Origin of the sequence: Blautia pseudococcoides (genome assembly GCF_001689125.2) — a bacterium.
Lineage (GTDB): Bacteria > Bacillota > Clostridia > Lachnospirales > Lachnospiraceae > Blautia > Blautia pseudococcoides.
In genome coordinates this window covers 2026261-2048459 of sequence record NZ_CP015405.2, presented here as the reverse complement: position 1 = coordinate 2048459, position 22199 = coordinate 2026261, and the positions used below count along the sequence as shown (strand labels likewise).

At 34.8% G+C, this 22199-nt stretch carries 29 protein-coding genes and 1 pseudogene; 27 read left to right on the top strand and 3 right to left on the bottom strand.

Features of this window, described 5'->3' with window-relative positions; all coding sequences use genetic code 11:
- The first annotated feature begins 91 nt into the window (after positions 1-91).
- The gene (locus tag A4V09_RS09810) at positions 92-352 is read left to right on the top strand and encodes a hypothetical protein (RefSeq protein WP_065542174.1); all 261 of its coding nucleotides are present in this window, start codon (positions 92-94) and stop codon (positions 350-352) included.
- On the opposite strand, the gene A4V09_RS09805 is transcribed toward A4V09_RS09810, so the two are convergent.
- Positions 349-693, bottom strand: coding sequence for a winged helix-turn-helix transcriptional regulator (locus tag A4V09_RS09805; protein WP_065542173.1), 345 nt, complete (start codon positions 691-693; stop codon positions 349-351). The genes A4V09_RS09810 and A4V09_RS09805 overlap by 4 nt on opposite strands.
- Before the next feature lie 167 nt (positions 694-860).
- Here A4V09_RS09805 and A4V09_RS09800 point away from each other — a divergent pair, with 167 nt between their 5' ends.
- Entirely contained in the window at positions 861-1379 is a 519-nt protein-coding gene (locus tag A4V09_RS09800) for a nitroreductase family protein (protein ID WP_065544719.1), read from the top strand.
- 20 nt (positions 1380-1399) lie between these two features.
- On the top strand, positions 1400-2128 hold the full coding sequence (locus tag A4V09_RS09795) for an L-2-amino-thiazoline-4-carboxylic acid hydrolase (RefSeq protein ID WP_065542172.1): 729 nt from the start codon (positions 1400-1402) through the stop codon (positions 2126-2128).
- Positions 2129-2213: 85 nt separating this feature from the next.
- Here A4V09_RS09795 and A4V09_RS09790 read toward each other — a convergent pair whose 3' ends face one another.
- Entirely contained in the window at positions 2214-3173 is a 960-nt protein-coding gene (locus tag A4V09_RS09790) for an NYN domain-containing protein (RefSeq protein ID WP_065542171.1), read from the bottom strand.
- A 213-nt stretch (positions 3174-3386) separates the two neighbouring features.
- On the opposite strand from A4V09_RS09790, the gene A4V09_RS25330 reads away from it, so the two are divergent.
- The 5 genes from A4V09_RS25330 to A4V09_RS09765 all read left to right on the top strand — a co-directional run bounded on the left by A4V09_RS25330 (position 3387) and on the right by A4V09_RS09765 (position 6961).
- Positions 3387-3602 carry a hypothetical protein gene (locus tag A4V09_RS25330; protein WP_065542170.1) on the top strand — a complete coding sequence of 72 codons (216 nt, stop codon included), beginning with the start codon at positions 3387-3389 and terminating at the stop codon, positions 3600-3602.
- Positions 3575-4006, top strand: coding sequence for a DUF2383 domain-containing protein (locus A4V09_RS09780; protein ID WP_242964059.1), 432 nt, complete (start codon positions 3575-3577; stop codon positions 4004-4006). The genes A4V09_RS25330 and A4V09_RS09780 overlap by 28 nt, the downstream gene beginning before the upstream one ends.
- Positions 4007-4066: 60 nt before the next feature.
- A complete protein-coding gene (locus A4V09_RS09775) occupies positions 4067-5086 on the top strand; it encodes an aromatic acid exporter family protein (protein WP_065542168.1) in 1020 nt (339 codons plus the stop codon).
- A gap of 85 nt (positions 5087-5171) precedes the next feature.
- A complete protein-coding gene (locus tag A4V09_RS25740; protein WP_274537197.1) occupies positions 5172-5300 on the top strand; it encodes a hypothetical protein in 129 nt (42 codons plus the stop codon).
- Positions 5301-5671: 371 nt separating this feature from the next.
- On the top strand, positions 5672-6961 hold the full coding sequence (locus tag A4V09_RS09765; protein ID WP_065542166.1) for a sensor histidine kinase: 1290 nt from the start codon (positions 5672-5674) through the stop codon (positions 6959-6961).
- On the opposite strand, the gene A4V09_RS09760 is transcribed toward A4V09_RS09765, so the two are convergent.
- Positions 6927-7499: an accessory gene regulator B family protein gene (locus A4V09_RS09760; RefSeq protein WP_065542165.1), complete on the bottom strand. Its 573-nt coding sequence runs from the start codon at positions 7497-7499 to the stop codon at positions 6927-6929. The two genes, A4V09_RS09765 and A4V09_RS09760, sit on opposite strands and share 35 nt — an antisense overlap.
- Positions 7500-7613: 114 nt before the next feature.
- Between A4V09_RS09760 and A4V09_RS09755 the strand changes: the two genes are divergently transcribed.
- The 19 genes and pseudogenes from A4V09_RS09755 to A4V09_RS09670 all read left to right on the top strand — a co-directional run bounded on the left by A4V09_RS09755 (position 7614) and on the right by A4V09_RS09670 (position 22184).
- Complete coding sequence (locus A4V09_RS09755) at positions 7614-8345, top strand: LytR/AlgR family response regulator transcription factor (RefSeq protein WP_065542164.1); 732 nt, start codon at positions 7614-7616, stop codon at positions 8343-8345.
- Between the two features lie 172 nt (positions 8346-8517).
- A pseudogene (locus tag A4V09_RS26775) lies at positions 8518-8598 on the top strand (IS200/IS605 family transposase); the annotation flags it as partial.
- A 636-nt stretch (positions 8599-9234) separates the two neighbouring features.
- Positions 9235-9444, top strand: a complete 210-nt coding sequence (tnpB, locus tag A4V09_RS26770; RefSeq protein ID WP_084043526.1) for an IS66 family insertion sequence element accessory protein TnpB — start codon at positions 9235-9237, stop codon at positions 9442-9444.
- Positions 9445-10081: 637 nt separating this feature from the next.
- The gene (locus A4V09_RS24360; protein ID WP_157123489.1) at positions 10082-10246 is read left to right on the top strand and encodes a hypothetical protein; all 165 of its coding nucleotides are present in this window, start codon (positions 10082-10084) and stop codon (positions 10244-10246) included.
- Between the two features lie 149 nt (positions 10247-10395).
- The gene (locus A4V09_RS24355; protein WP_157123488.1) at positions 10396-10542 is read left to right on the top strand and encodes a hypothetical protein; all 147 of its coding nucleotides are present in this window, start codon (positions 10396-10398) and stop codon (positions 10540-10542) included.
- A gap of 44 nt (positions 10543-10586) precedes the next feature.
- On the top strand, positions 10587-10733 hold the full coding sequence (locus tag A4V09_RS09735) for a hypothetical protein (protein ID WP_157123487.1): 147 nt from the start codon (positions 10587-10589) through the stop codon (positions 10731-10733).
- 109 nt (positions 10734-10842) lie between these two features.
- Positions 10843-11472: an ATP-binding cassette domain-containing protein gene (locus A4V09_RS09730; protein WP_065542162.1), complete on the top strand. Its 630-nt coding sequence runs from the start codon at positions 10843-10845 to the stop codon at positions 11470-11472.
- A 3-nt stretch (positions 11473-11475) separates the two neighbouring features.
- Positions 11476-12183 (top strand): ABC transporter permease, encoded by a 708-nt coding sequence (locus tag A4V09_RS09725; protein ID WP_065542161.1) that lies wholly within the window; start codon positions 11476-11478, stop codon positions 12181-12183.
- Positions 12173-13108, top strand: coding sequence for a radical SAM/SPASM domain-containing protein (locus A4V09_RS09720; protein ID WP_065542160.1), 936 nt, complete (start codon positions 12173-12175; stop codon positions 13106-13108). Before A4V09_RS09725 ends, A4V09_RS09720 begins: the two co-directional genes overlap by 11 nt.
- Positions 13095-13811: a zinc metalloprotease gene (locus tag A4V09_RS09715; protein WP_065542159.1), complete on the top strand. Its 717-nt coding sequence runs from the start codon at positions 13095-13097 to the stop codon at positions 13809-13811. The genes A4V09_RS09720 and A4V09_RS09715 overlap by 14 nt, the downstream gene beginning before the upstream one ends.
- A 14-nt stretch (positions 13812-13825) precedes the next feature.
- Positions 13826-14596: an ABC transporter ATP-binding protein gene (locus A4V09_RS09710; protein WP_084043524.1), complete on the top strand. Its 771-nt coding sequence runs from the start codon at positions 13826-13828 to the stop codon at positions 14594-14596.
- Positions 14597-14734: 138 nt separating this feature from the next.
- Positions 14735-15391: a hypothetical protein gene (locus tag A4V09_RS09705; protein ID WP_065542158.1), complete on the top strand. Its 657-nt coding sequence runs from the start codon at positions 14735-14737 to the stop codon at positions 15389-15391.
- 15 nt (positions 15392-15406) lie between these two features.
- Positions 15407-16603: a methionine adenosyltransferase gene (gene metK / locus A4V09_RS09700; RefSeq protein ID WP_065542157.1), complete on the top strand. Its 1197-nt coding sequence runs from the start codon at positions 15407-15409 to the stop codon at positions 16601-16603.
- 33 nt (positions 16604-16636) lie between these two features.
- Entirely contained in the window at positions 16637-18766 is a 2130-nt protein-coding gene (locus A4V09_RS09695; protein ID WP_065542156.1) for a peptidase domain-containing ABC transporter, read from the top strand.
- A gap of 58 nt (positions 18767-18824) precedes the next feature.
- Entirely contained in the window at positions 18825-19013 is a 189-nt protein-coding gene (locus tag A4V09_RS09690; protein WP_065542155.1) for a hypothetical protein, read from the top strand.
- A 46-nt stretch (positions 19014-19059) separates the two neighbouring features.
- Positions 19060-19248, top strand: a complete 189-nt coding sequence (locus A4V09_RS09685) for a hypothetical protein (protein WP_065542154.1) — start codon at positions 19060-19062, stop codon at positions 19246-19248.
- 82 nt (positions 19249-19330) lie between these two features.
- Complete coding sequence (locus A4V09_RS09680) at positions 19331-19606, top strand: hypothetical protein (protein WP_065542153.1); 276 nt, start codon at positions 19331-19333, stop codon at positions 19604-19606.
- A 12-nt stretch (positions 19607-19618) separates the two neighbouring features.
- Entirely contained in the window at positions 19619-20914 is a 1296-nt protein-coding gene (locus tag A4V09_RS09675; RefSeq protein ID WP_065542152.1) for a B12-binding domain-containing radical SAM protein, read from the top strand.
- A 16-nt stretch (positions 20915-20930) separates the two neighbouring features.
- Entirely contained in the window at positions 20931-22184 is a 1254-nt protein-coding gene (locus A4V09_RS09670) for a PqqD family peptide modification chaperone (protein ID WP_065542151.1), read from the top strand.
- Positions 22185-22199 lie beyond the last annotated feature (15 nt).

Genomic DNA, 22199 nt, shown 5'->3' with positions numbered 1-22199 from the left:
CCTTAAGAAGATAATCATATCTTACCACATAATTCTTATTATGTAGTAATAAAACAAAGCAGGAAGGCCAGTGAGCCGGAGGGAGCAGGATATGATTGAGACAGGTCGAAAGAGGTTCCTCAAAAAGAATAAAGAAGTCAAAAGAAGAATGCCGAACCACGTGGAGGAGATGGGGCTTGGCAGAAAGCTGACGGATAAACTTATAAACCACAGGATCGAGTATGTCACGGACATCCTGTCATGCACAGAAACTGAACTGCGGGAAACAGCAGTGCTGAGCGACAGGGAGATGACTCTTCTGAGGGAAAGGATGAGAGAATTCCAGCTTGATTTCTGGGATGAATTGTTTTAGAAGGAACAGTCAGCATCACTTATTTTTTCCAGATATATGGTTCCCCAGTCGCACAAGGATTCCAATACAGGAAGCAGGGTTTGGCCGAATTCGGTAAGGGCGTACTCTGTTTTGGGAGGGACAACCGGATATACCGTGCGGCTGATCAGACCGTCGCTCTCCAATTCCCTTAACTGCTGTGTCAGCATCTTGGTTGTAGCTTTGGGGACAAGCCGATGGAGTTCACTGAATCTAAGCACCTGATTTCTCAGATGCCAGAGGATGACCGCCTTATATTTTCCTCCGATCAGATGAATGGTAGCTTCCACAGGACAGGTATAAGAACTGCTGCATGTTTTCATTCTCGTTTTTCCTTTCTTTTTCATTTGAAGTTTTTTTCTAAGATACCTACGGAACAGTTACTTTTTGGGTACTATATACCAAAAAAGTGCGTTCTTGCCAAAAGTAAAATCAGTGGTAAGATTATAGCATAGACAAAGAAAAATAGAAAGAGAAAGGAATGGATCATATGGAATTTTCAGAACTGGCAAAAAAGAGGTACTCTGTCCGCTCTTATAACGGAAAGAAGGTGGAGAAAGAAAAATTAGAAAAAATACTGGAAGCCGCCCACGTGGCTCCTACAGCCGCAAATCTGCAGCCTGTCCGCCTGTTGGTGATACAGCAGGAGGAAGGACTTGAAAAATTGTCAAAGGCGGCAAATATTTACCATGCACCCCTTGCCATAGTGGTATGTGCGGATCATGATAAAGCATGGGTTCGGCCTTTTGATAAAAAGCAGACTTGCGATATTGATGCGTCCATCCTTACAGACCACATGATGCTTCAGGCGTCTGAACTGGGCCTTGGAAGTGTTTGGATCTGTTATTTTAAACCCGATATCTTAAGGGAAGAATTCTGCATTCCAAAAAATCTGGAACCAGTTAATATACTTGCAGTGGGTTATAGTAAGGAAACGCCCCAGTCACCGGACCGGCATGAGGAAACACGCATAGCGGTTAAAAACCTGGCCTTATTTGAACATTTTTAACCATAGGGGAGAATTATAATATGACAGAAAACTGTGTTTTTAATGAAAAGGTACATGGGTTTTTGATTGGGCTGTTTTATCAGCAGTTGAAAGCCGCAGAAGGTCCGGCAGGAGAGGAATGTTTTATAAAAGCTGTCCAGAGAACAGCGGAACAGCGGGGACATCGCATGGCTTTAAGGGCAATGCGCCACAAAAGGCCTTTAGACTATAATACATATATGGCATACGGGGAGATATATGCCACTATTCCAGGCAAAATGGAAATGGCCGGGGAATATCCCGACGCAGAGATACGGGTTTATACCTGCGCATGGCATGACATTTTTAAAGAGATGGGACTTGAGGCGTGCGGTCTGGTATACTGCAGGGAGATAGACAAGGGGATTGTCAGAGGATTTAATCCGGACCTGCTGTTTGAACAGAAAAGCGTGCTTCACAATGCGCCATGCTGCCGGCTTGTATTCCGAAACGCTGCGCTTGATAACAGCGTGTTGGTCTCCAAAGAAGCGAAAAAGGACTGGGATTACCACTGCGGTCATTATTACAAAACCTTTGGGGAATACATACGGACCGTTTTTTTAGATGGGGAAAATATCATAAAGAGAGTAGACGAAAAATTTGCAGACAGATACGGGGCAGATTTTCTGAACACCCTGCACAGATATCTGGAAACAGATTTTGACCTTATCAAGGAAACTTGCAGCCGCCAATCCACAGAGCATGAGACGATAGGAAATGCAAATCTTTGACACGGGCTGCAGCAGTAAAAATGCGGGTACATGGAAGCGCTTATATCCATGTACCCGCATACTTTTCCATTAGGAAGAACTATACCTATACGTCGTAAACGGCCCAGTTCTGTTCCCCCTCCTCCCGGATATGTATTTCCGGAAAACTCTGTATATACTGCTTAAACTGTGAAAAACCGTAATCCCGCACCTTAAAGTCTCCGAAACGGTTCCGGATTTTGTTGCTGAGAGTTCCCAGTGGTACACCCTGCCGGCCTGCGTTTCTGACAAGCTGGATCACATATTCTTCCAGCATTTCTTTTTTACTCTTGTCCTCGTATAGCGTGACAGACACCTGGGTCCCCTCCTGCCGCAGTTTTAATTTGGGGAAAGATTCTAAAAATTTTGACAAGAGACTGTATCCGTAACGTCTCACATCAAAATCAGGATATAGCTTGACCAGACGGCTGCCAACTTCTCCCAGGCCTGTGATCTTATCATTATTCTGATTCTCGGTAATGATCTTCACCACAGCTTCCTCGATTTCCGTCTTGGAAACCACCTCGGCATTGTTTTGCTTCGTACATTTTTCCATTGCATGGATGGCAGGCTTTTCCTCTTTTTCTATGGCGTTATCCTCAAGCAGCAGTTCCAGTACCGTAAAAATATCACAGGCCTTCCTGAAGGAGGATGGTGTCTTGTCCTCCCCCATACCGATGACATTTTTGCCGCTTTCCCGCAGGCGGCTGGCCAGTTTTGTAAAATCACTGTCACTGGAAACAAGACAAAAACCCTCCAGTTCACTTGTATACAGCATGTCCATGGCATCTATGATCATGGCAGAGTCCGTGGCATTTTTTCCGTGTGTATAGCTGAACTGCTGAATGGGTGTGATGGAATTCTCCAGCAGAACATCCTTCCAACTGGAATTATAAGTGCTGGTCCAGTCACCGTATATTCTCTTGTATGTTACGTTTCCGTATTTGGAGAGTTCATCCAGAATAGGCTTGATGTATTTGGCTGAGACATTATCTGCGTCGATCAGCAGTGCGTATTTATCTTCCATATTTCCCTAACCTCTTATTCCGATGTTTTTTCACACATCATATAAAAAGTATAACATACAAAATTGCTTTTTGGTACAGGAAAAAAGCGCGTAAAATGACACAACTAGTAGTTTTTTGCAAAAATTATCTCCACTTATTGACTTTTTTGTGGGTTAGGAAGTACTAACTAATCTGGAGGCCAAATATCATCAGCAGCATCAGGAGGAGAAGACATGTTTTTGGAAGTGAATGATATGAAAAAAAGTTATGGAGAAAACGGAAGTTACATACAGGTTCTGAAAGGAATCAGCATGGTGGCCAATGTGTCATGCGCCATGGATTTGAGCATTTCCCGGCTGTTCCCGCATAAAATACACATAACTGCCCATACTAAATGGAAAAAGAAAGAAGGGCATGGAACGTGGAGACACATACCAAGAAGCTTTTAGAGGAATGCAACTCCGGATGTAAAATGGGAATCAACAGCATGAAGCAGGTCAGCGATTACATCAAAGATGATAAGCTGAAGGATTTGGTAAATGAATACATCCGCAAACATCAGGATTTGGAGAAGGAAACCTCCCGGCTGCTTCAACAGTCTGGTGAGGAGGAGAAAGACCCGGGCCCTGTGGCTGCTGCTTTTTCCAAGGTTACGACAGAAGTGAAGCTCATGATAAAGGATGACAGCAGCCAGATCGCAAAGCTTCTGACAGACGGCAGTAATATGGGCATCCAGAGTATCAGCAAGGCTGTAAATCAATATTGCCATGCGTCCACAGACAGTATCGCATTGGCAAAACGCCTTGTGAAAGCAGAAGAAAAATTCATGAGAGATTTACAACCGTTTCTATAAAAGGATCAGGGCTGCTGCACAGGAGATTCTGTGTGGGAGCCTTTTTTGTGAGGGTTTGATATGCTGAAAATGAAAGCCGGAAAATATTTGGCAATTGCTCTGAAAACAGCCATAGGAAGCTGTGTTGCCATACTTGCAGCGGAGCAGTTTCACCTGGAATTTGCCAGCTCAGCGGGGATCATCGCGCTGCTGACACTGATCAATACAAGATGGGATACCCTCAGGCTGTCTGCTGTGAGGCTTATCTCTTTTTTTGCTGCCGTGCTTCTGGCCTGGACGATTTTCAGCCATATGAGCAGGGAATGGATCACATACGGCGTGTTCGTATTTCTGCTGGTGGGCATCAGCCTGTTTGTGGGATGGCAGAATACCATGTCTGTCAATGCAGTCATAGGGACGCATTTCTGGACAACGCAGGACTTTGGCGCTGCTGCTATCTGGAATGAATTCTGTCTTGTCTTTATCGGTATAACAGTGGCGGTGGTGTTGAATTTGTTTCAGCGCAACCAGAGCAGGAAAAAACAGATTTTGCAGGATATGCGGTATGTGGAAGCCAGGCTGCAGGATATTCTGGAAATGCTGGCAGATTACCTGATGCAGAGAGAAAACGAGGCGGATGTATGGGAGGAGATCGCTCATCTGGAGGAACATCTGTCCCATTCCAAGGAGCGGGCCTATGAGTACGACAGAAATACATTTCTTCCCCACACGGAGTACTACAACCACTATATCGAAATGCGGACCAGGCAGTGCAGTATGCTGCAGAGCCTTCACTGGGAGATACAGAAGATCCGTACCATGCCCAGCCAGGCCCTGACCATTGCAGAGTACATGACTTATATGAAACGATTCGTGGAGGAAAAAAATGTGCCAAAGAAACAGATAGAAAGACTCCGCCAGGTGGAGAATGAATTTCACAGGGAACCTCTTCCGGTAACCAGGGAGGAATTCGAGGGAAGAGCGGTTTTATATCATATTATGATGGATTTGGAGGAATTTCTGCTCTATAAAAAGCGGTTTGTGGAATCCCTGAGTGAAAAGCAGAAGAAAATTTACTGGGAAACAGAAAAAATAGAATGAATTAGGGTCTTGCGTTGGAGTTAGGTCCATCACTTATGATAGAATAGACGTATGCATAAATATACGCAGAAAGGATGGACCTAATATGAAAAAAATTATATCTGTGGCCTTTTGCTTATTGATAGCATCACTGTCCCTGTCCTCCTGCGGCAAAAAAGAATCGGAAGATACTGCCGGGATGCAGGCATGTCCTGTAGTGGCTTTTAGATTATAATAAAGCAGAAGATTTTGAATATGTAAAGAATTGTGTAAAATTAAGTGGTTTGCCATATGGGGAAAATTCAAAAGATATATAATAATAATCTCCTAAATAAAAAGATACCTGTTCTAAATAGAAGAACAGGTTAAAATTTAAAGTAAAATTTTCTGCTTATGGAGTACTTTTTATGATATCCAAAGTAAATTAATTTTTATAGTTCAGTGTGAATTACAGCAGCATTTCTATGAATCGACTATTGATAGACAAAAGCCTATTTGGTATAATAACTTACTAGGTAAGTGACAATTTGTTGTCTTATATTTTCTGTAAATAGCATATATGAAATGAATTTAATACTATGATCACTTGGGAGTAGGATTAAAAGTATGGAAATTCAAGTAGTAATAACAAGTATCATTACATATTTAGTACTGCTTAACAGTAGTTTGACTTTTCGCTTAAAATTCTTACAAAATATTATAGTTACAATTATATTAGCCCTTAATATGGTGATTGTTGGAAATGAAATAGGAAGCCTATTTGTAATTCCAATGTTTGTGATGATAAGTTTATATATTGTGTATATTAAGAGAGAAGACTGGTTTTGGAACGTATTTCTCATATTGTTTTCATATACATTACTAGTTATAATAGATAATTTTATACATTTTGTCTGGAATATATTAGGACTTAATATGAGCATACATTGGCCCTTATATATGATTATTGCTTATCCTATATTTTGGAAAGTGTGCAGTTTTATATCAAAAAATGTTGTACGAATAAAAAATAAAGAAATACTTAATTTATCTTCAAAAATGATAGCTTTGATTGGCTCTGACTTGATCGTATGCATGCTAATTTTTGTTATACAGATAATGACAACAGAGCAGAAAGGTTATTTAACTCAAATTTTGATGATTGATATAGTGGTTTATATAGCTTATTTTATGCTGACGGCAATAATGATATATACAATCATTAAAGAATCTGAGATGAATGCTAAGATTACACTAAAACAAAATTCATATGACAATTTACAAGAATATATGTCGCAAATTGAAGAACTGTACCAGAATTTAAGGGTTTTTAGACATGATTTTGCAAACATTATGGTTAGTATGTCAGCATATATCGAAGAAAACAATATATCAGGATTAAAAGACTACTATGATAAACATATACTTCCAATAAGTCATTTACTTAATAAGGAAAAAGATGTATTGGCTAGACTACATAATTTGGATATTATAGAGCTTAAGGGATTATTGTCAGTAAAAATAAATTATGCTTTGGCATTGGGAATAAAAATAGAAGTTGAAATAGTTGAAAAAGTAGAAAAAATAAACATGGATAGTATTGATTTAGTAAGAATCATTGGTGTTTTGTTAGATAATGCAATTGAAGCTAGCCAGGACTGTAAAACCCCATTCATTAATGTTAGTATTATAAAAATGAATCAGGATGTTACATTTATCGTGAAAAATTCATATATAAAACAGAATATAGATTATAGTAAATTGGGAAGTTTAGGAGTTACTTCAAAGGGAGAACGACGGGGAATTGGTCTGTATAATATCAGATCCATAATTAATGAGTATGATAATGTAATTATGGATACTGAATATACAGAAGATTATTTCACTCAAGTACTCGAAGTCTATGGATCAAATTAGGTAATACTAATATAGCAGAAGTAATCATGGCAAATACAATTATTGTTCTGATTCCAGGCACGATAATGGCGATGAGTGTAAATAAAAAAGCAATCACTATTAAACGTTTTTTTTGCAGTTTGCTATAACTTTTTGAATATGGATTATTTTTAGTTCCTTTTGGGGTATAAAGGATAAATATTCCAATTGCAATAAAACAAATTAACATGCACAAGGATGCATTTAGGAGTATGTTATGAGAAAGTTTCCCTCCGCCAAGAATAATAATAGAAGTTGCACAAATACATTTGGCTATACTGTCAAAATGAAAGCCGCCGGCTATAATACGAAAAATGCCGAAAATAGATAACAGAAGAGTAGTTTCATATAATGAGTCAATAAGATATGATATAAATAGTATGAGAAGAGTGATAGAAACATTATATATTATTGTTTGTAAAGCAAAACACATTTGAAGTTTTTCCAGATTACTACATTTGTTTTCATCATCTAAAAAAGATATTATCTTTTGAGAAAGAGCATTAAAAATGTTTTCCATGTATAGGCACCTACCTGTTAATATTATTATTTTTATTATAATACAATAGTATTTAAATATTAAAAAAAATCTTAAACGCAAAAAAAAATTGCGTAAGCGTAAGGAGTGTTTGCTATGTTAGATGTATATGTTTGTGAAGATGTCCAAGAACAAAGGGAAGTAATTGCAAGATATATTAATGCAGCTATTCTGATTCAAGAATATGATATGAAACTGGTGATAGACACTGAAGATCCAGAAAAAATAATTGAAAAGCTAAAAAGTTCAAAAAATGTGGGACTGTATTTTTTGGATATAGATTTACATACAAATAAAAATGGATTAACTCTTGCAAAGGAGATTAGAGAGTATGATCCGAGAGGCTTCATTGTATTTATAACATCGCATTCTGAGATGTCCTTTTTGACTTTTAAGTATAAAGTTGAAGCCTTGGATTTCATTCTGAAAGATGAACCTCGACAATTACAACATAGAATTTGTGAGTGTATGGAGCATGTGAATCATAAATATAGTAAAATTACAAGAGGATATGGAAAAACTATAACAATCACAAGAAATGGGAGAAAAATAACATTGGAATATAATTCAATTATGTTTTTTGAAACCTCTGCAAATGAACACAAAATTATCGTTCATACTGAGAATAAAAGTATAGAATTTTTTGGAAAGATGAAAGATATAGAAGAAGAAGTAGGAGATGATTTTATAAGGTGTCATAGAGCGTATTTGGTAAATCGGAATAATATAAAAGAAGCAAATTATACGGATAAATGTATTGTAATGAAAAACCAAGCAATTTGTCCTATTTCACATAGATTACTTGGACAAGTGAAAAAGTATGTTTAATTGTAGCTATAAATATGCAAATATTATTAAAGATTTTTGCAAATAGAATAACAATAATTATGTTTAAGAGTGGGTTATATTATGCCCACTCTTTTTTCTTGTTGGGCCAGGGACCTGTTTCCCAATGTGGAGTTTTTCGTGTTCCGAAAAATGGAGCATTGGGAAACAAATTTTGGAATGCGACCAGATGACACTGAAGGAGTATATAGACCCGTTTACGGGTGAGCCAGTAAAACAAAACAATAAGAGATAAGTCCGTTAGGACTTTGTAAGGAAAAAGAATCTCATATGTACGGAAGTAAATACCGTTGCTTGCTTATTTGTCAGCAAAATGCCCATATTCCGTAAACGCCAAATATTCCTGCGGATTTTCTGATTTCCAAGTTTCGTCTATAATTGTAGCCGATAGATATTTAGACTATTTCACTACAATTATGGAGGATAGATTATGGCAGGTACTCGCAAAGCCCGGGTTCCGATGGCGGAACAGATTAGGCTTATCAATGAATGCCTCCACAGCGGTATGACAGATGCTGACTGTGCCGTGAAAACAACATTGCGGTAAACACCTTTTACAACTGGAACACTAGATGCCGGGAAGCGGTTGAGGGTTAGATTCCAGCAGCGAATTATGGGTGGCTTGAGGTTCCCTGCCTGAAGCAGGACGTGGTTCCCATTGACATTGTTCCGTATTATGTTCCAGAACAACATACAACATCACAAATGCAAAAACGGTATCTTTACAATTCACATACAATTGAAGCTGTTGTGAAGGATATCACGGTCCACATCAGCAATGATGCAAATCCTGTCTTGCTGACGACATTTCGTTTGCTTCTGTAGTTCTCATGTTAGGTGACATTTCTGGGCTTGAGAAGATTTACATTGTTTGCCATTGTCCAGTGCCCTCTTTCTTTTCTGTGGAAGAAGACGGGACAGGATTAAAGCCTTGTTTCGGGAACCTGACGGCTTCACTCAGATCTATAAGCGGTTGTCTGTCTGCGGGGCTATCCATGGGCCAGGAAGGAGTCAAGCATGGTATTCACAAGTTGCAAATCTCTCAACCAAAGAACGGTTCATCTTGTGCTCGAAAATATAGTTAATATTTCCAATATACGCATCTGGCTGGTGGAATTCCGGCATTGCGGATTAGGTGTTTCAGGCTGTTACCCTTACGGTTGCTGTGTTCTATGTTCACTAGCATCCCGAAACGGTCCACAAAAGGAATCTCCTCCATCTGCATTATATCCAGCAATTCTTCTACTACTATCATGTGTGACAATCTTAATATTTTTAGTATTCTTCAGCTATTCCCGTAGTGTATTTCTAGTTCTTCTATCTAATAATGTAATCGGTTCATATATCTTTCCGTTTACAATAATGGTTCCATAAGTATGCTGTTTCTTACACGCAAAATCATCTATCCCTATGGCATTACCCACTTCTAGACTCGGAAGAGATTTAGTCCATTTCAGAAGTAACATTAGGGTCTCCGCTGGTTTTAGTCTCCAATGTACGGCAAATATGTAGAAAACTTGCGTTTATCGGTATATTGGTATAATATGTGGTTTTTCTAAAAACAAGATACGTTTAAGCCATTTATATTTTCTTAAACGTAAAAAAAGGATATTGAAAATACGCTTAATTTGCATATAAGGCTATTTAAGAAAAAAAGAGCTATAGGATACGCTTGAATGATAAAGTTATATCATCAAAAGAGAACAAGGAGAAATAAAATGAAAGATTTGAAAAAAAAGAGTGTTAGTATTTTGTGTAACTTAGGAAAATTTGGAGTTGGAAAATCGCTTACGCTAGGTATGTATGATGTTCCGATTCCTAAAGAGATGAAGAGAACATCAGAAATAAATACAACACGAAATTGTGAAAAGAGTTTAACTTAGATAAGTTTTTAGGATACAGTTGATAAAATCTCCATCAATCCATGAAATGAATAATTAAAAATCATAATGTGGATAAAGGAGTTTTTATAAATACAAAATCTTAATATTAAGATTAAAGAAGATTTCAAAAAAGAAGGGAGGTCAATAAGATGAAAATTAGTGAGTTTAATGAAACCAATGCTTCTAAAAAGGCTGCTATGAATGAAAAACTTAAAGGTTTAAAACTGGAAAATATCAGAAGTTTATGGTATTTTGTACACGCAAAAGCAAAGGTTATTTTGGGCAGCAAAGGTTGAAACACAAAAAAATATTAAAAAAGAAATTAAGAAAGGAATTTATTATGAAAATTAACGATTTTAATGAGAAAAATGAAGTAAGAAAAGCAGAGATGAGTACTAAACTGAATGGGATGAAATTAGAGAATATTAGAAGCCTATGGTATTTTGTGCATGCTAAGGCAAAGGTAATCTTAGGAAGTAAAGGTTAACAACCGTACATAGATGTATAGAAGGGGTGTTGGAAAAATATTATGTGATGCATAAAGGTAGAGGTAGAGGCACCCCTTCTTTACATAAATATAAAGGAGGAATATGGATATGGAATTGAAAAATTTCACATTAAAAGTTGGAAATAAGACTCTATTCCATAATGTTAATATTACTTTTGAAAATCATACTATTAATCATATTTTAGGTGGCAATGGAGTAGGAAAATCGTGCTTGGCAAAAGCCTGTGTTGGGATGTTGAATTGTGGTGGGGATATTATTGGAAACAAGAATACTATTTTAATAGGAAGTAGCAGTAATATTCCGGAGGAGTTTTATATTGAGGATATAGTAGCGATTCTTAAAAAAAAGTATGGAAAAAAGAAGGTAAATGATTTATTTATGCTTTTAAAATTGAACACAGTATCAAATAGATTATGCATAAAAAAAATGAGCGATGGACAAAAACAAAAAATAAAATTACTTGCATTTTTGTGTGAAGATCCGGAAGTCATTATTCTTGACGAATTTACAAATGCTTTAGACAAAAATAGTTCTATCGAAATATATGACTTTATTAATAACTATGTGAAAGACTTTAATATGACTGTTATTAATATAACGCATAATTTATCTGATTTAGAATATATGAATGGAAATTACTATTATGTTTCAGGGAAAAATATATATAGAATCGAATCAAAACAGCAAATTATTCAAAAGTATATTCAAGGAGAATAGATAATGGAACTTAGAAAAAATCTTAGAAACAAAAATATAATTTTTTACACTTTTACTGTAATAATTTGTTTTTTACTTGGATATTTTCTCTTAGCCAGTTTGGATAAAATAATTAACCCTACCATTCAGCAACTTTATAATAGCATTTATACTGTTTATACGGAATTTGGAATGATTATTTTTCCTGTATTAATCTTACAGACTTTTTCTAACGATTATAAAAATAAGAACATATTGTTCTATAAACTTATGGGATATAATTGGTTGAAATATTTTTTAACGAAAGTTATATTGAGTTTTTGCTTGTTAAGTGTACCAACTATATTAGGTTTAGTTTTAGTCGGGGTAATATATAATAATTTCTCATATTTAGGTATTATGATATTTTACTTTGAAAGTGTAATTTGTTTTCAAGTCCTTTTGGAATGCTTATGGGGATTCATGTTTAAGAGCCTGATATTTGGTTATGTTGTTAATTTTGCTTACTGGCTTTTCTCAATCATGTTTGCAACGGCAAGTGAGAAAATGAGTTTTTTAGCAAGATATGATGCTGCAAATATAGTATACAAAGATTTGTCAGAATATTTTACTACTTTAGATGGCAAATATTTGCATATTGCGGGGAATTGTCTATATACTGCTGCTACATTTTGTGTAGTATTTATTATTATTTATTTTAGTAAAAGGAGATGGAGTAAGAATGGAATATAAGTCATGTGGAATTCTTTTAACGGAAAATTGTAATGCAAGATGCAAAATGTGCTGTGATTCTAGAGGTCATGTTAGAGGAAAAACATTATCAAAAGAAGAGTTGACACTTATTTTAGAGAATATTAAAGAGTGTAAAAGTATAAATGTAATTGGAATAACTGGTGGAGAGCCAATGCTTTATCCTGATTTAATTGAATATATTTTTAATTATAATTATGGAAGAAAGATGGATTTTACAATCAAGACAAATGGTTTTTGGGGTAAAGATACAGAAAAAGCTAGAGAATTCATTGTAAAATACAAAGATAAAATTAAGAATTTATCATTTAGCTATGATGAATTTCACAAGGAATTTATTGATATACAAAATATTATAAATATTATTAATATTGCAGATGAATTGGAAGTTTCAACAGAGGTGGTAGGATGTTTTTTGCGGAGTGGGATGACACCTGGAGAGGCATTAGATTTATTGGGAGACTGTGCATATAAAACTACTTTTGCATGGCAACCAGTCATAAAAACAGGCTCTGCATTAACTTCATTTTCAGATGATAAATTTTATAAAATTTTTAATACAGATAAGCATGAAGCAAGATGTATTGGCCTTCTGGATAGAACTCTTTTAATTAATCCACAGCTTAATGTGTATCCATGTTGCTCTCAAGTCATTGAAAACACATTGTTGCTAGTGGGAAATTTAAAAAATGAAAGATTAAAGGATATAATCAATAATATTAATTGTAATAAAGTGTTTTATGAAATATATACTAAAGGATTTGCTCCTTTTTTGGAACTTTTGGATAAAAAAGGAATTGAATATCCGCATCAGGTAACATCTGCATGTGAGTATTGTCAATTATTTTTCCACAATGACTGGTTTTTACATATGTTGAAAGAAGAGAAATACTTTGAAACTATATAAATATGGTGAATATACTATAGCTCAAGAAGAAAGATCAGATGAAGTAATTATTGCAGAAGGTCAGAATTTTTATAAAGTAGATCATAAGACAATGAATGAGCTGTTTGATCGAAATAAATTAGAATATATAACTACAAAAAAAGATAATCCGATATTTGCTATAGCAATGACTGTTGTAATATGCATAACTATATTTTTATATTTTTCCAGCCAAAAATATGTTCTTGTAAATACTGATTTTTTACAGGCAACTATGATTCTAATATTTAATATCGTAATACACGAAGCAGGACACATAGTATTTTTAAAGGGTTTCTATCGAAAAAGTATAGTAAAGGTGGGCTTTAAATTTGTATTTATTTATCCTGCATTTTTTGTAGATACATCCTACAGTTATTTGTTACCCAAATATAAGCGGATAGCTATTTACTTAGCAGGTAATTTTATGAATTGTGTGTTTTTGTTGCTGTGTATATTTTTCTTTTCACATTTATTACCATACTGCTATCTGATTGTCTCTAATATATTGATAAATTTTATACCTATTATCAAAAGTGATGGATATTATGCTTTTATAGCATTGATAAATAAAGTAAATAAAAGCCTCACTTTTAAAGGAGAGGTGGTAGAAGACTTTATCAGAGGTTCAATCATGTTTGCTTTTATGAGTGTTTTATCTTATGTTTCTAATTTTATTTTGTAGAGAGGAGGAACAAAATGGAATATGCTCTGCAAACAATAAATTTATGCAAGACTATTAAAGAAGAAAAAATAATTATAAACTGTGATATGCACATAAGAAAAGGTGAAATTTATACTTTGATTGGACCTAATGGAGCAGGAAAAACAACGATTATAAAATTAATTACAAATTTGTGGAAGCCAACGGATGGTGCGATTCAAATATTTAAGCAACCGCTATCATATAACACGCAGTTGGCATTACAAAGAATGGGAGTAATAGTTGACAAGCCTATTTTTTATGAGGAACTTAGCGGCGAAAATAATTTAAAGATTCATTGCGAGTATATGAACTATGATAACCAACGAAGCATTGAGAATGTATTGGATTTGTTTCAATTATCTGGGGTAGCACAGAAACCCGTAAAAAATTATTCTTTAGGAATGAGGCAACGTCTAGGTGTTGCCAGGGCAGTCTTAACAAAACCGGAATTATTAATACTTGATGAGCCAAATAGTAATTTGGATTCTACTGAGACTAAATACTTATGGGATTTATTACAAATGTTAAGAGAAGAATTGGGAGTTACTATTATGATTACCAGCAGGACTGCTTCAGGTATAGAGGATATAGCGGATTGTGTAGGTATTATCAACCGGGGAAAAGTAATTACAGAAGTTTCCATGAAAGAATTTAGAGAAAAGTCAGTTTCATATATTGATGTAAAGCTGGGAAAAAGACAATGTGTAGAGCCACTGCTAAAGGATGTTTTAAACCATATAGACCATGTTAATAGTGGTGGTTAAATTCATATCTATAATCATGAAGAAGTTCCACAAATTTTACTACAGAAATTGTTGGAGAACAAAATTAAAATAGTTTCTATAGAAAAAAGCAAAAGTTAGAGGAATATTTTATTCGACTCATAAGGGCAGGTGAGGCTGATGTATAAATTAGTTAAGCTGGAATGGAAAAAAAATATAGTAAGAAGAGATATAAAAATTGCCTTTTTATTAATGATATGCCTATTGTTGCTTACCGTAGGAATAGGCGAAATAACGGGGTTAAAGAATCTTTTTGGATATGATGAGAAAAGGTTTTTTGAAACTATCGAGGCATTCTGTAATATGGCATATACCATTATGACGGGTATTATGCTGGAGGAATACATTGTAAATGGATATGAAAATCGAAGGTTGGAATTGATGTATTTGTACCCAATTAAAAGATGGAAAGTCTTATTATCACAGATAATTTCGGTTGTTATCTTTAACGTAGGTGCACTGATTATAGCAAAATTTTTAATATACTTTATTGCTGTCTTTACACAGGGGTTGCCGATTTCTTGTTTTAAAACAGCTTCATTCTATATAAATGAAATAGGGGAGTCGATGATAATGATTAGTGCTTGCCTTTTAGCGCTTGGTATTGGGATGCGTCTGAAATCAGCAAAGGCAGTATCTATAATGACGCTGGTATTGTCTTTAGGCATTTTAAGAGAAATGTTAAACGGTGAGCCGATACATTACATAGTATTATTTATTTTTTCAATTGTAGCGGTTCCACTAATATTCAGCGGAATTGAAAAAGCAGATATTTAGGAAAAGGAGCGAAAAATGAACAGAAAATTATTTACAGCAGAATCAGTAACAGAAGGTCATCCAGATAAAATGTGTGATCAGATTTCGGATGCAATCTTGGATGCAGTTATGGAACAGGATCCTATGGGGCGTGTTGCCTGTGAGGTGTGTTGTACAACGGGATTAGTAATGGTTATGGGAGAAATTACAACGCAAGCTTATGTGGATATCCCTAAAGTTGTACGTGAAACTGTAAGAGAAATCGGCTATACAAGCGGAGAGCTTGGATTCGATGCAGATACTTGTGGTGTAATTACCATGATAGATGAACAGTCTCCAGACATTGCATTAGGTGTTGATCAAGCTTTAGAAGCAAAAGAGGAGAAGTTGTTTGAGAATGATGTTGAGTCGATTGGAGCAGGAGACCAGGGCATGATGTTTGGATATGCTTCTGATGAAACGGAAGACTATATGCCATATCCTATTTCCATAGCACATAAGCTGGCACTTCAGCTGGCCGAGGTGAGAAAAAAGGGAATCTTGTCCTATTTACGTCCAGATGGGAAGACACAGGTAACAGTTGAGTACAATGAAAATGGAATTCCAAAGAGGCTAGATACTATCGTGATTTCTACGCAGCATAATCCAGAAGTGTCACAAGAGCAGATTGAAAAAGATATTAAGAAATATGTATGCGATGCAGTGATTCCAAAAGGAATGACAGATAATCTAACGAAATTTTTTATAAATCCAACAGGACGTTTTGTTATTGGCGGGCCACATGGAGACAGCGGACTGACAGGACGTAAGATTATTGTGGATACTTATGGCGGCATGGCATGTCATGGTGGCGGAGCGTTTTCTGGAAAAGATTGTACAAAGGTAGATCGTTCAGCGGCTTATGCAGCACGCTATGCAGCAAAAAATATTGTGGCAGCAGGGCTGGCAAAACGATGTGAAATTCAGCTGTCTTATGCTATTGGTGTGGCACAGCCGACATCTATTTCTGTAAATACGTTTGGTACAGGAAAGATATCTGATAGTAAACTGGAAAAGATTGTGAAAGAAAATTTTGATTTCCGTCCAGCAGGAATCATTCGTATGCTCGATTTACGCAGACCGATTTACAAACAAACAGCTGCGTATGGGCATTTTGGACGGATTGATTTAGAACTTCCTTGGGAACGTATTGATAGAGTAGATTTATTAAAAAAGGTAGCTGAAAAAGTGTAACCTCATAAATGTTTATGAATAGAGAGAGGAGGAATGGATATAAAAGCAAGGGTATATCTGCAATCGAACCAAAATGAATGCGGGTTATGTGCAATTGCAGCGCTAGCATCTGTTTATGGATTCATTCAGCCGATAGAGTTTTATAGAAAAAAATTTTTCATAGGGAGAGACGGGCTTACACTTGCAAGTTTAAAGGAGATTTTGAAAAGTATTTATTTTATCCCTACAGTCGAAAAGACAGGGAGTTTGCAAGTAGAGGATTTGAAAAAAAAAGCCCCTTGTATTCTTTTTCTGAAGCATCATTATGTAATGTTTGAGAAAATACATAAAGAAATGTGCTATATCATAGATCCAGCTATAGGTAAGCAGAAAATAACGCTGGAAGAGCTTAATCACAAATTTGGCGGATACGTTATTACTGTAAAAAAGGAAACTGGATTTAAACAATATAGAACAAAAGAAAGCGATTTTAGATATATAAAAAAGATGTTCCAGGAACTTGCTATAGTTCTCTCAGGAGTTTCGTTAATCTCTATAATTAGCAATATAATTACCGTTATCATCCCTGTTTTATTACAAAAAATTGTTGATACTTTGCTATATAGCTCTGAAATGAATGCTATTAACCATAGAATTTATTTATGCTTAGTCCTGATGCTCATTGTTTATATAGCTATCATTGAGGCACAAAATCGTTCCTTGGTGTATCTCCAATGTAGAATTATGAGTAAGCTTTCATATGGTGTATCACAGCATCTTTTAAAAATAAAATATGCATTTTTTGATAGTAAAAATTCAGCAGATATTTTATTTCGTCTAAATTTGCTGAAAAATGTAGAGCAGACACTTTCCACAATGATACTTTCCTTGATTATGGGACTGAGTACAGTGTTTGTGATATTTACATATTTTTGTTTTTATGATACTCGTATTGCCTTAATATTAGGAATTACAAGCATAGGAATCGGTCTGTATGTTTATGTTATAAATGAGAAGCTTTCTAAAGTTAATGAAAAGTATATTTTAAAAAGTAGAAAATTTGAAGGGACACAAACAGAAATTATATTAAATTCCTTTCAAATTAAATCTATGGGGATAGAGCAGTACTTTTCAAAGAAAATAGACAGTGATTTTACAAACTATAAGAAAGCATATAAAAGAAATCAAAATGTGGTTATGAGGTTTAATGCGAATATTAATACGTTAGAAATCTTTTTCCCAATTGTATTAATTGCAGCATACGTTTGTACAGGAATGAGGATTAAATCACTAGGGGAATTACTTGTGATTTATATATTAATTAGTTTTTTCGTAAAGCATGAGGCAATCACAATTAATTCTCTTATCCAATTAGCGAGATTGAAACCTAGTTTGTTTTTTATCAATGATATACTGGACGAACATGAAATAGAACTTGGAGGGAATGAAACGATTGAAAAATTTGAAAAATTAGAAGTAAAGAATCTTGAATTCAAATATAATGACAATCAAGAATTAATATTAAAAGATATTAATTTGACAGTGAAAAGAGGTCAAAAAGTTGCGATTGTAGGAATATCGGGAGAAGGTAAGACAACATTGATTAAAATTTTGTGCCGATTATATGATGCCATTTATGGAGATATACAGATAAATGGAAAAGACATATCCGAAATTATTCATAAGTCATATTTTGATATATTTAATATTGTCAGCCAACAGGCAGTCATTTTTAATGCAACAATAAGGGAAAATATTTTATTAGGGTTACCAGACATCACGGATGATAGAATATTAAATATTTTGCAAACTGTAAATTTTTATGATGATGTGAAGAATATGCCGATGGGCCTAGATACAGTTATATCAAATCAAAATAATAATTTGTCAGGTGGGCAAATCCAAAAAATTGCAATAGCAAGATGTTTAATACGAAATCCGCAAATATTGATATTAGACGAAGCAACCAGTTCTTTGGATATACAGAATGAAATGGAAATTCATAGAAATTTGAAAAAATTAGGAATTACTTTGTTGGTTATTTCGCATAGGTTATCCACAATTGTTGACTCAGATATGATTTATTATATGAGAAATGGTAGGATTCAAGAGAGTGGTACACATGAGGAATTGATGTTGGCACAAAGAGGATATTATTCATTATATTGTAAAAGTATAAATTAATTTATGGCATTAATGTAGGCAGCAATAATACACAAATAATTTGGAGGTTAAAAATAATATGGAAAATAAAAATGAAGTGAAAGGAATCTTTGAAACCCCTGAAGCAAAAAAAGTAGGATTAGATGAAATTAATGATGCAGAAGCAGTAGGCGGATCCTATGCAGAAGCGGTAGTTGGTGGAGTTGCCAGTGGTGTGTCTGGAGCGATTGTAACTGTTATGATTCCCGGACCAGGAATTCCAGGTTGATTAAGATTTTAGAATTAGAAAATTTAGATAATAGGGAGGAACGATTATGTTAAAGACAGAAGAAACAAAAGGAATTTTTGAGACGCCAGAAGCAAAAAAGATTGGTGCAGAGGAGATTAATGATACACAAATTACAGGAGGTTCATATGCGGAAACTGTAGTAGGAAGTGTTGCCAGTGGTGTAACTGGAGCGATTGTAACTGTTATGATTCCCGGACCAGGGATTCCAGGATAATAGTTTTGAAGTGATTTAATAATTGTTAGTATATTGCTGCCTATATTAATATATATGAGATAACTATTGAGGTGATAGATAGATGAAGATTATAACGATTGAATGTGCTAGTTGGTATGAGAGAGAAGATGGACTAATTCAGGTGATAACCATACGAGGAAAAACTGTCATATTAAATAAAACCTATTCAAAGATTTGGTTAGCCATTGACGATGAAATATGTATAGAGGAATTAATCCAGAAGGTGGCTGACATCGTACCAAAGGATCGTTTAGTTCATATACTGAGTGAATTAGAAGAACAGGGTATGGTAGGTATAAAAAATGAGTCAGATGAATTTAATACATTGTTTGGCTGATATGGAGGGAAAATGAGTAAGGTAGATGTTTTGTTATTAAATCTTCCTACGGGAACATGGTATAAAAAGAAATTAGCAGAAGGTAATTCAATGCCGCCATTAGGTATTATGTATATTGGAACATATTTAGAGAAGAATAATTATACAGTAAAGTTGATTGATTTGGCGGTCGAATGTTTAAACGAAGAGGAATTTTTTAAAATCATTGAGGAATATAATCCTTCGATTATTGGGATGAGTACATATAACGAAGCATGGAAGGTACAAAAAGTATTATGTAGAAGGATAAAAGAAAAACATCCCAACATAGTGATTGCTGCTGGAGGTGCTTTTGCCACCTTCTGCAACGAGCAGATTTTAAGAGAAAGCATGACGGATTTTGTTTTGCGAGGTGAGGGGGAATACGCATTTTGCCAGTTATGTGATTATGTAATACGAGGAACAGAGGAAAAAGAAAATATAAAGGGATTATGCTATAAAGGTTCAGAAGGAAAGGTAGTTGCTAACCAAAATGTTGACAGAATAAAAGACTTGGATTTATTACCGTTCCCAAATAGAGCACTTATTAAGAGGGAGAAATATGTTTTGCCATATACTATTTCGACATCCAGAGGATGCCCTGGTCAATGTATCTTTTGTTCTTCAAAATCTTTTTGGGGTAAAGGTGTAATTATGCGTTCCGCAAAAAGTGTGTATGATGAAGTAATAGATATTTATAATAGATATGGTTCAAATATCTTTTACATTACAGATGACACATTTACGGCATCAAGAAAGCGTTGCCTAGAATTTTGCAAGATGTTAAGAGAATCTGGTATTTCTTTTGTATGGGGTTGCGAATCAAGAGCAGATGTTATAAATGAGGAATTTATTAAAATTCTTTATGAATCGGGCTGTCATAAGATTCAGTTTGGTATGGAGAGCGCTGATAATGAAATTTTAAGAAAGATAAAAAAACATGTGACAATAGAGCAGATAGAAAATGCTGTTATTTGTGCTGCAAAGTATAATATGCATATTCAGGTGTCATATATTGTAGGCCACGCTTTTGATACAGAGGAAACGGTTAAGAAAACTATTGCGTTTGCAAAACATTTAAGTGATGATTATGGGGCACGTGTAGTATGCAGTGTGAATACACCTTTCCCAGGAACAGAACAATTTGAAAAAAGAAAAGAACTGGGAATTGAAATCAAAACAGACCAATGGGAAAAATATCTTTTGAACTCACCAATTATAAATACAAGTCATTTGTCAATTAATCAGTTAAGATATTACTTAGGTGAAGGGCAGAAATTAGTACAGTAACGGGGGTGAAATATTGATGGATAATAATGAGTTTTATATTTTTGACAAGAATCATTTTAACACGATGCAATTAAAAGACAGAATTTTATTATACAATAATACAGACTGCCAAGTAATATGGGCAAACGAATCTGGTAAATCCATTTTAGATAAATTGGATGGTAATAAATCAATAAGTGAAATTATTTGTGAAATTTCAGAAGAATATGATTTGCCAGAAAATGTGGTCGAAACATACGTCAATGACTTTATTGAACACTTAATTCTAAATAAAATGGTTGTTCTAAAACGTGAATATAAAAGAAATACAGATAGATGTATTCGTGGAATTAACCGACTATACCTTGAAGTGGCTAAGGGGCGTTTGGAAAGAAGTATAAAAGATACAAGAAAAATTCTTGATAAAGTAGCTGCTGCTTCTCAAGAAAAAGAGATTATGTTGTTTCTAAACTGTGAAGAGTTAGACAGTAAAAAAATATACGATATTCTTTCTGTTACGATGGAATACAACCGTTTTTTGGTATATACTAGAATTAAGCCAAATAAGCTATCCCTAGATTTGCTCCGATTGTGTTGCAATAATAAGAAAATTAAATTTATAATTCCATTAGTCCATAGTGATGAATTTCAAAATGATAAATTAACATATCCGGGTTATTATAGAAACTTTCTCGAGTGTATAAAAGATTGTATATCCAATTCCATTACATGTTATCTGGGATTGAAAATAACTGGCGAAAACGTAAAAGTATTAAATGATATGCAGCAGCAGGCTTTTGATCTTGGGATGGCTGGGATTTTTTTAGATGATTATGATATAGACGATGAAGCTTGTTTAGTGGAGCTTTATCAAAATAATACATTTTTAAATTCGTGGAAAAATAACCGAATTAAAAAGCGTAGTAATTATTTTTCTATCATAATGTATAGGGGATTTTGCCAGAATAGTATTAGCAATCTCCAGAAAAAGAAGCATTGTGGAATAGGTCTGGAAGAACTATATATTGATATTAACAATCGGGTATTTCCTTGTCATAGGTTACAGGAAACTGAGTATTACTATCACAGCCTTGACGAATATCTGAAAAGCAGAGAAAAGGACTATTCGGATCAGATTATTTCAGACAAGTGTAGGAATTGTTTTGCATGGTGTATTTGTTTGGGAGGCTGCAGGGCTAAAAATATATTAGAAGGTTCTCATATAAATGCAATTGCTACTGACTGCGCAATAAAGAAAAAGAATATTAAAAAAATTTTCTTTGATGAATAAATAGGGATAAGTGTA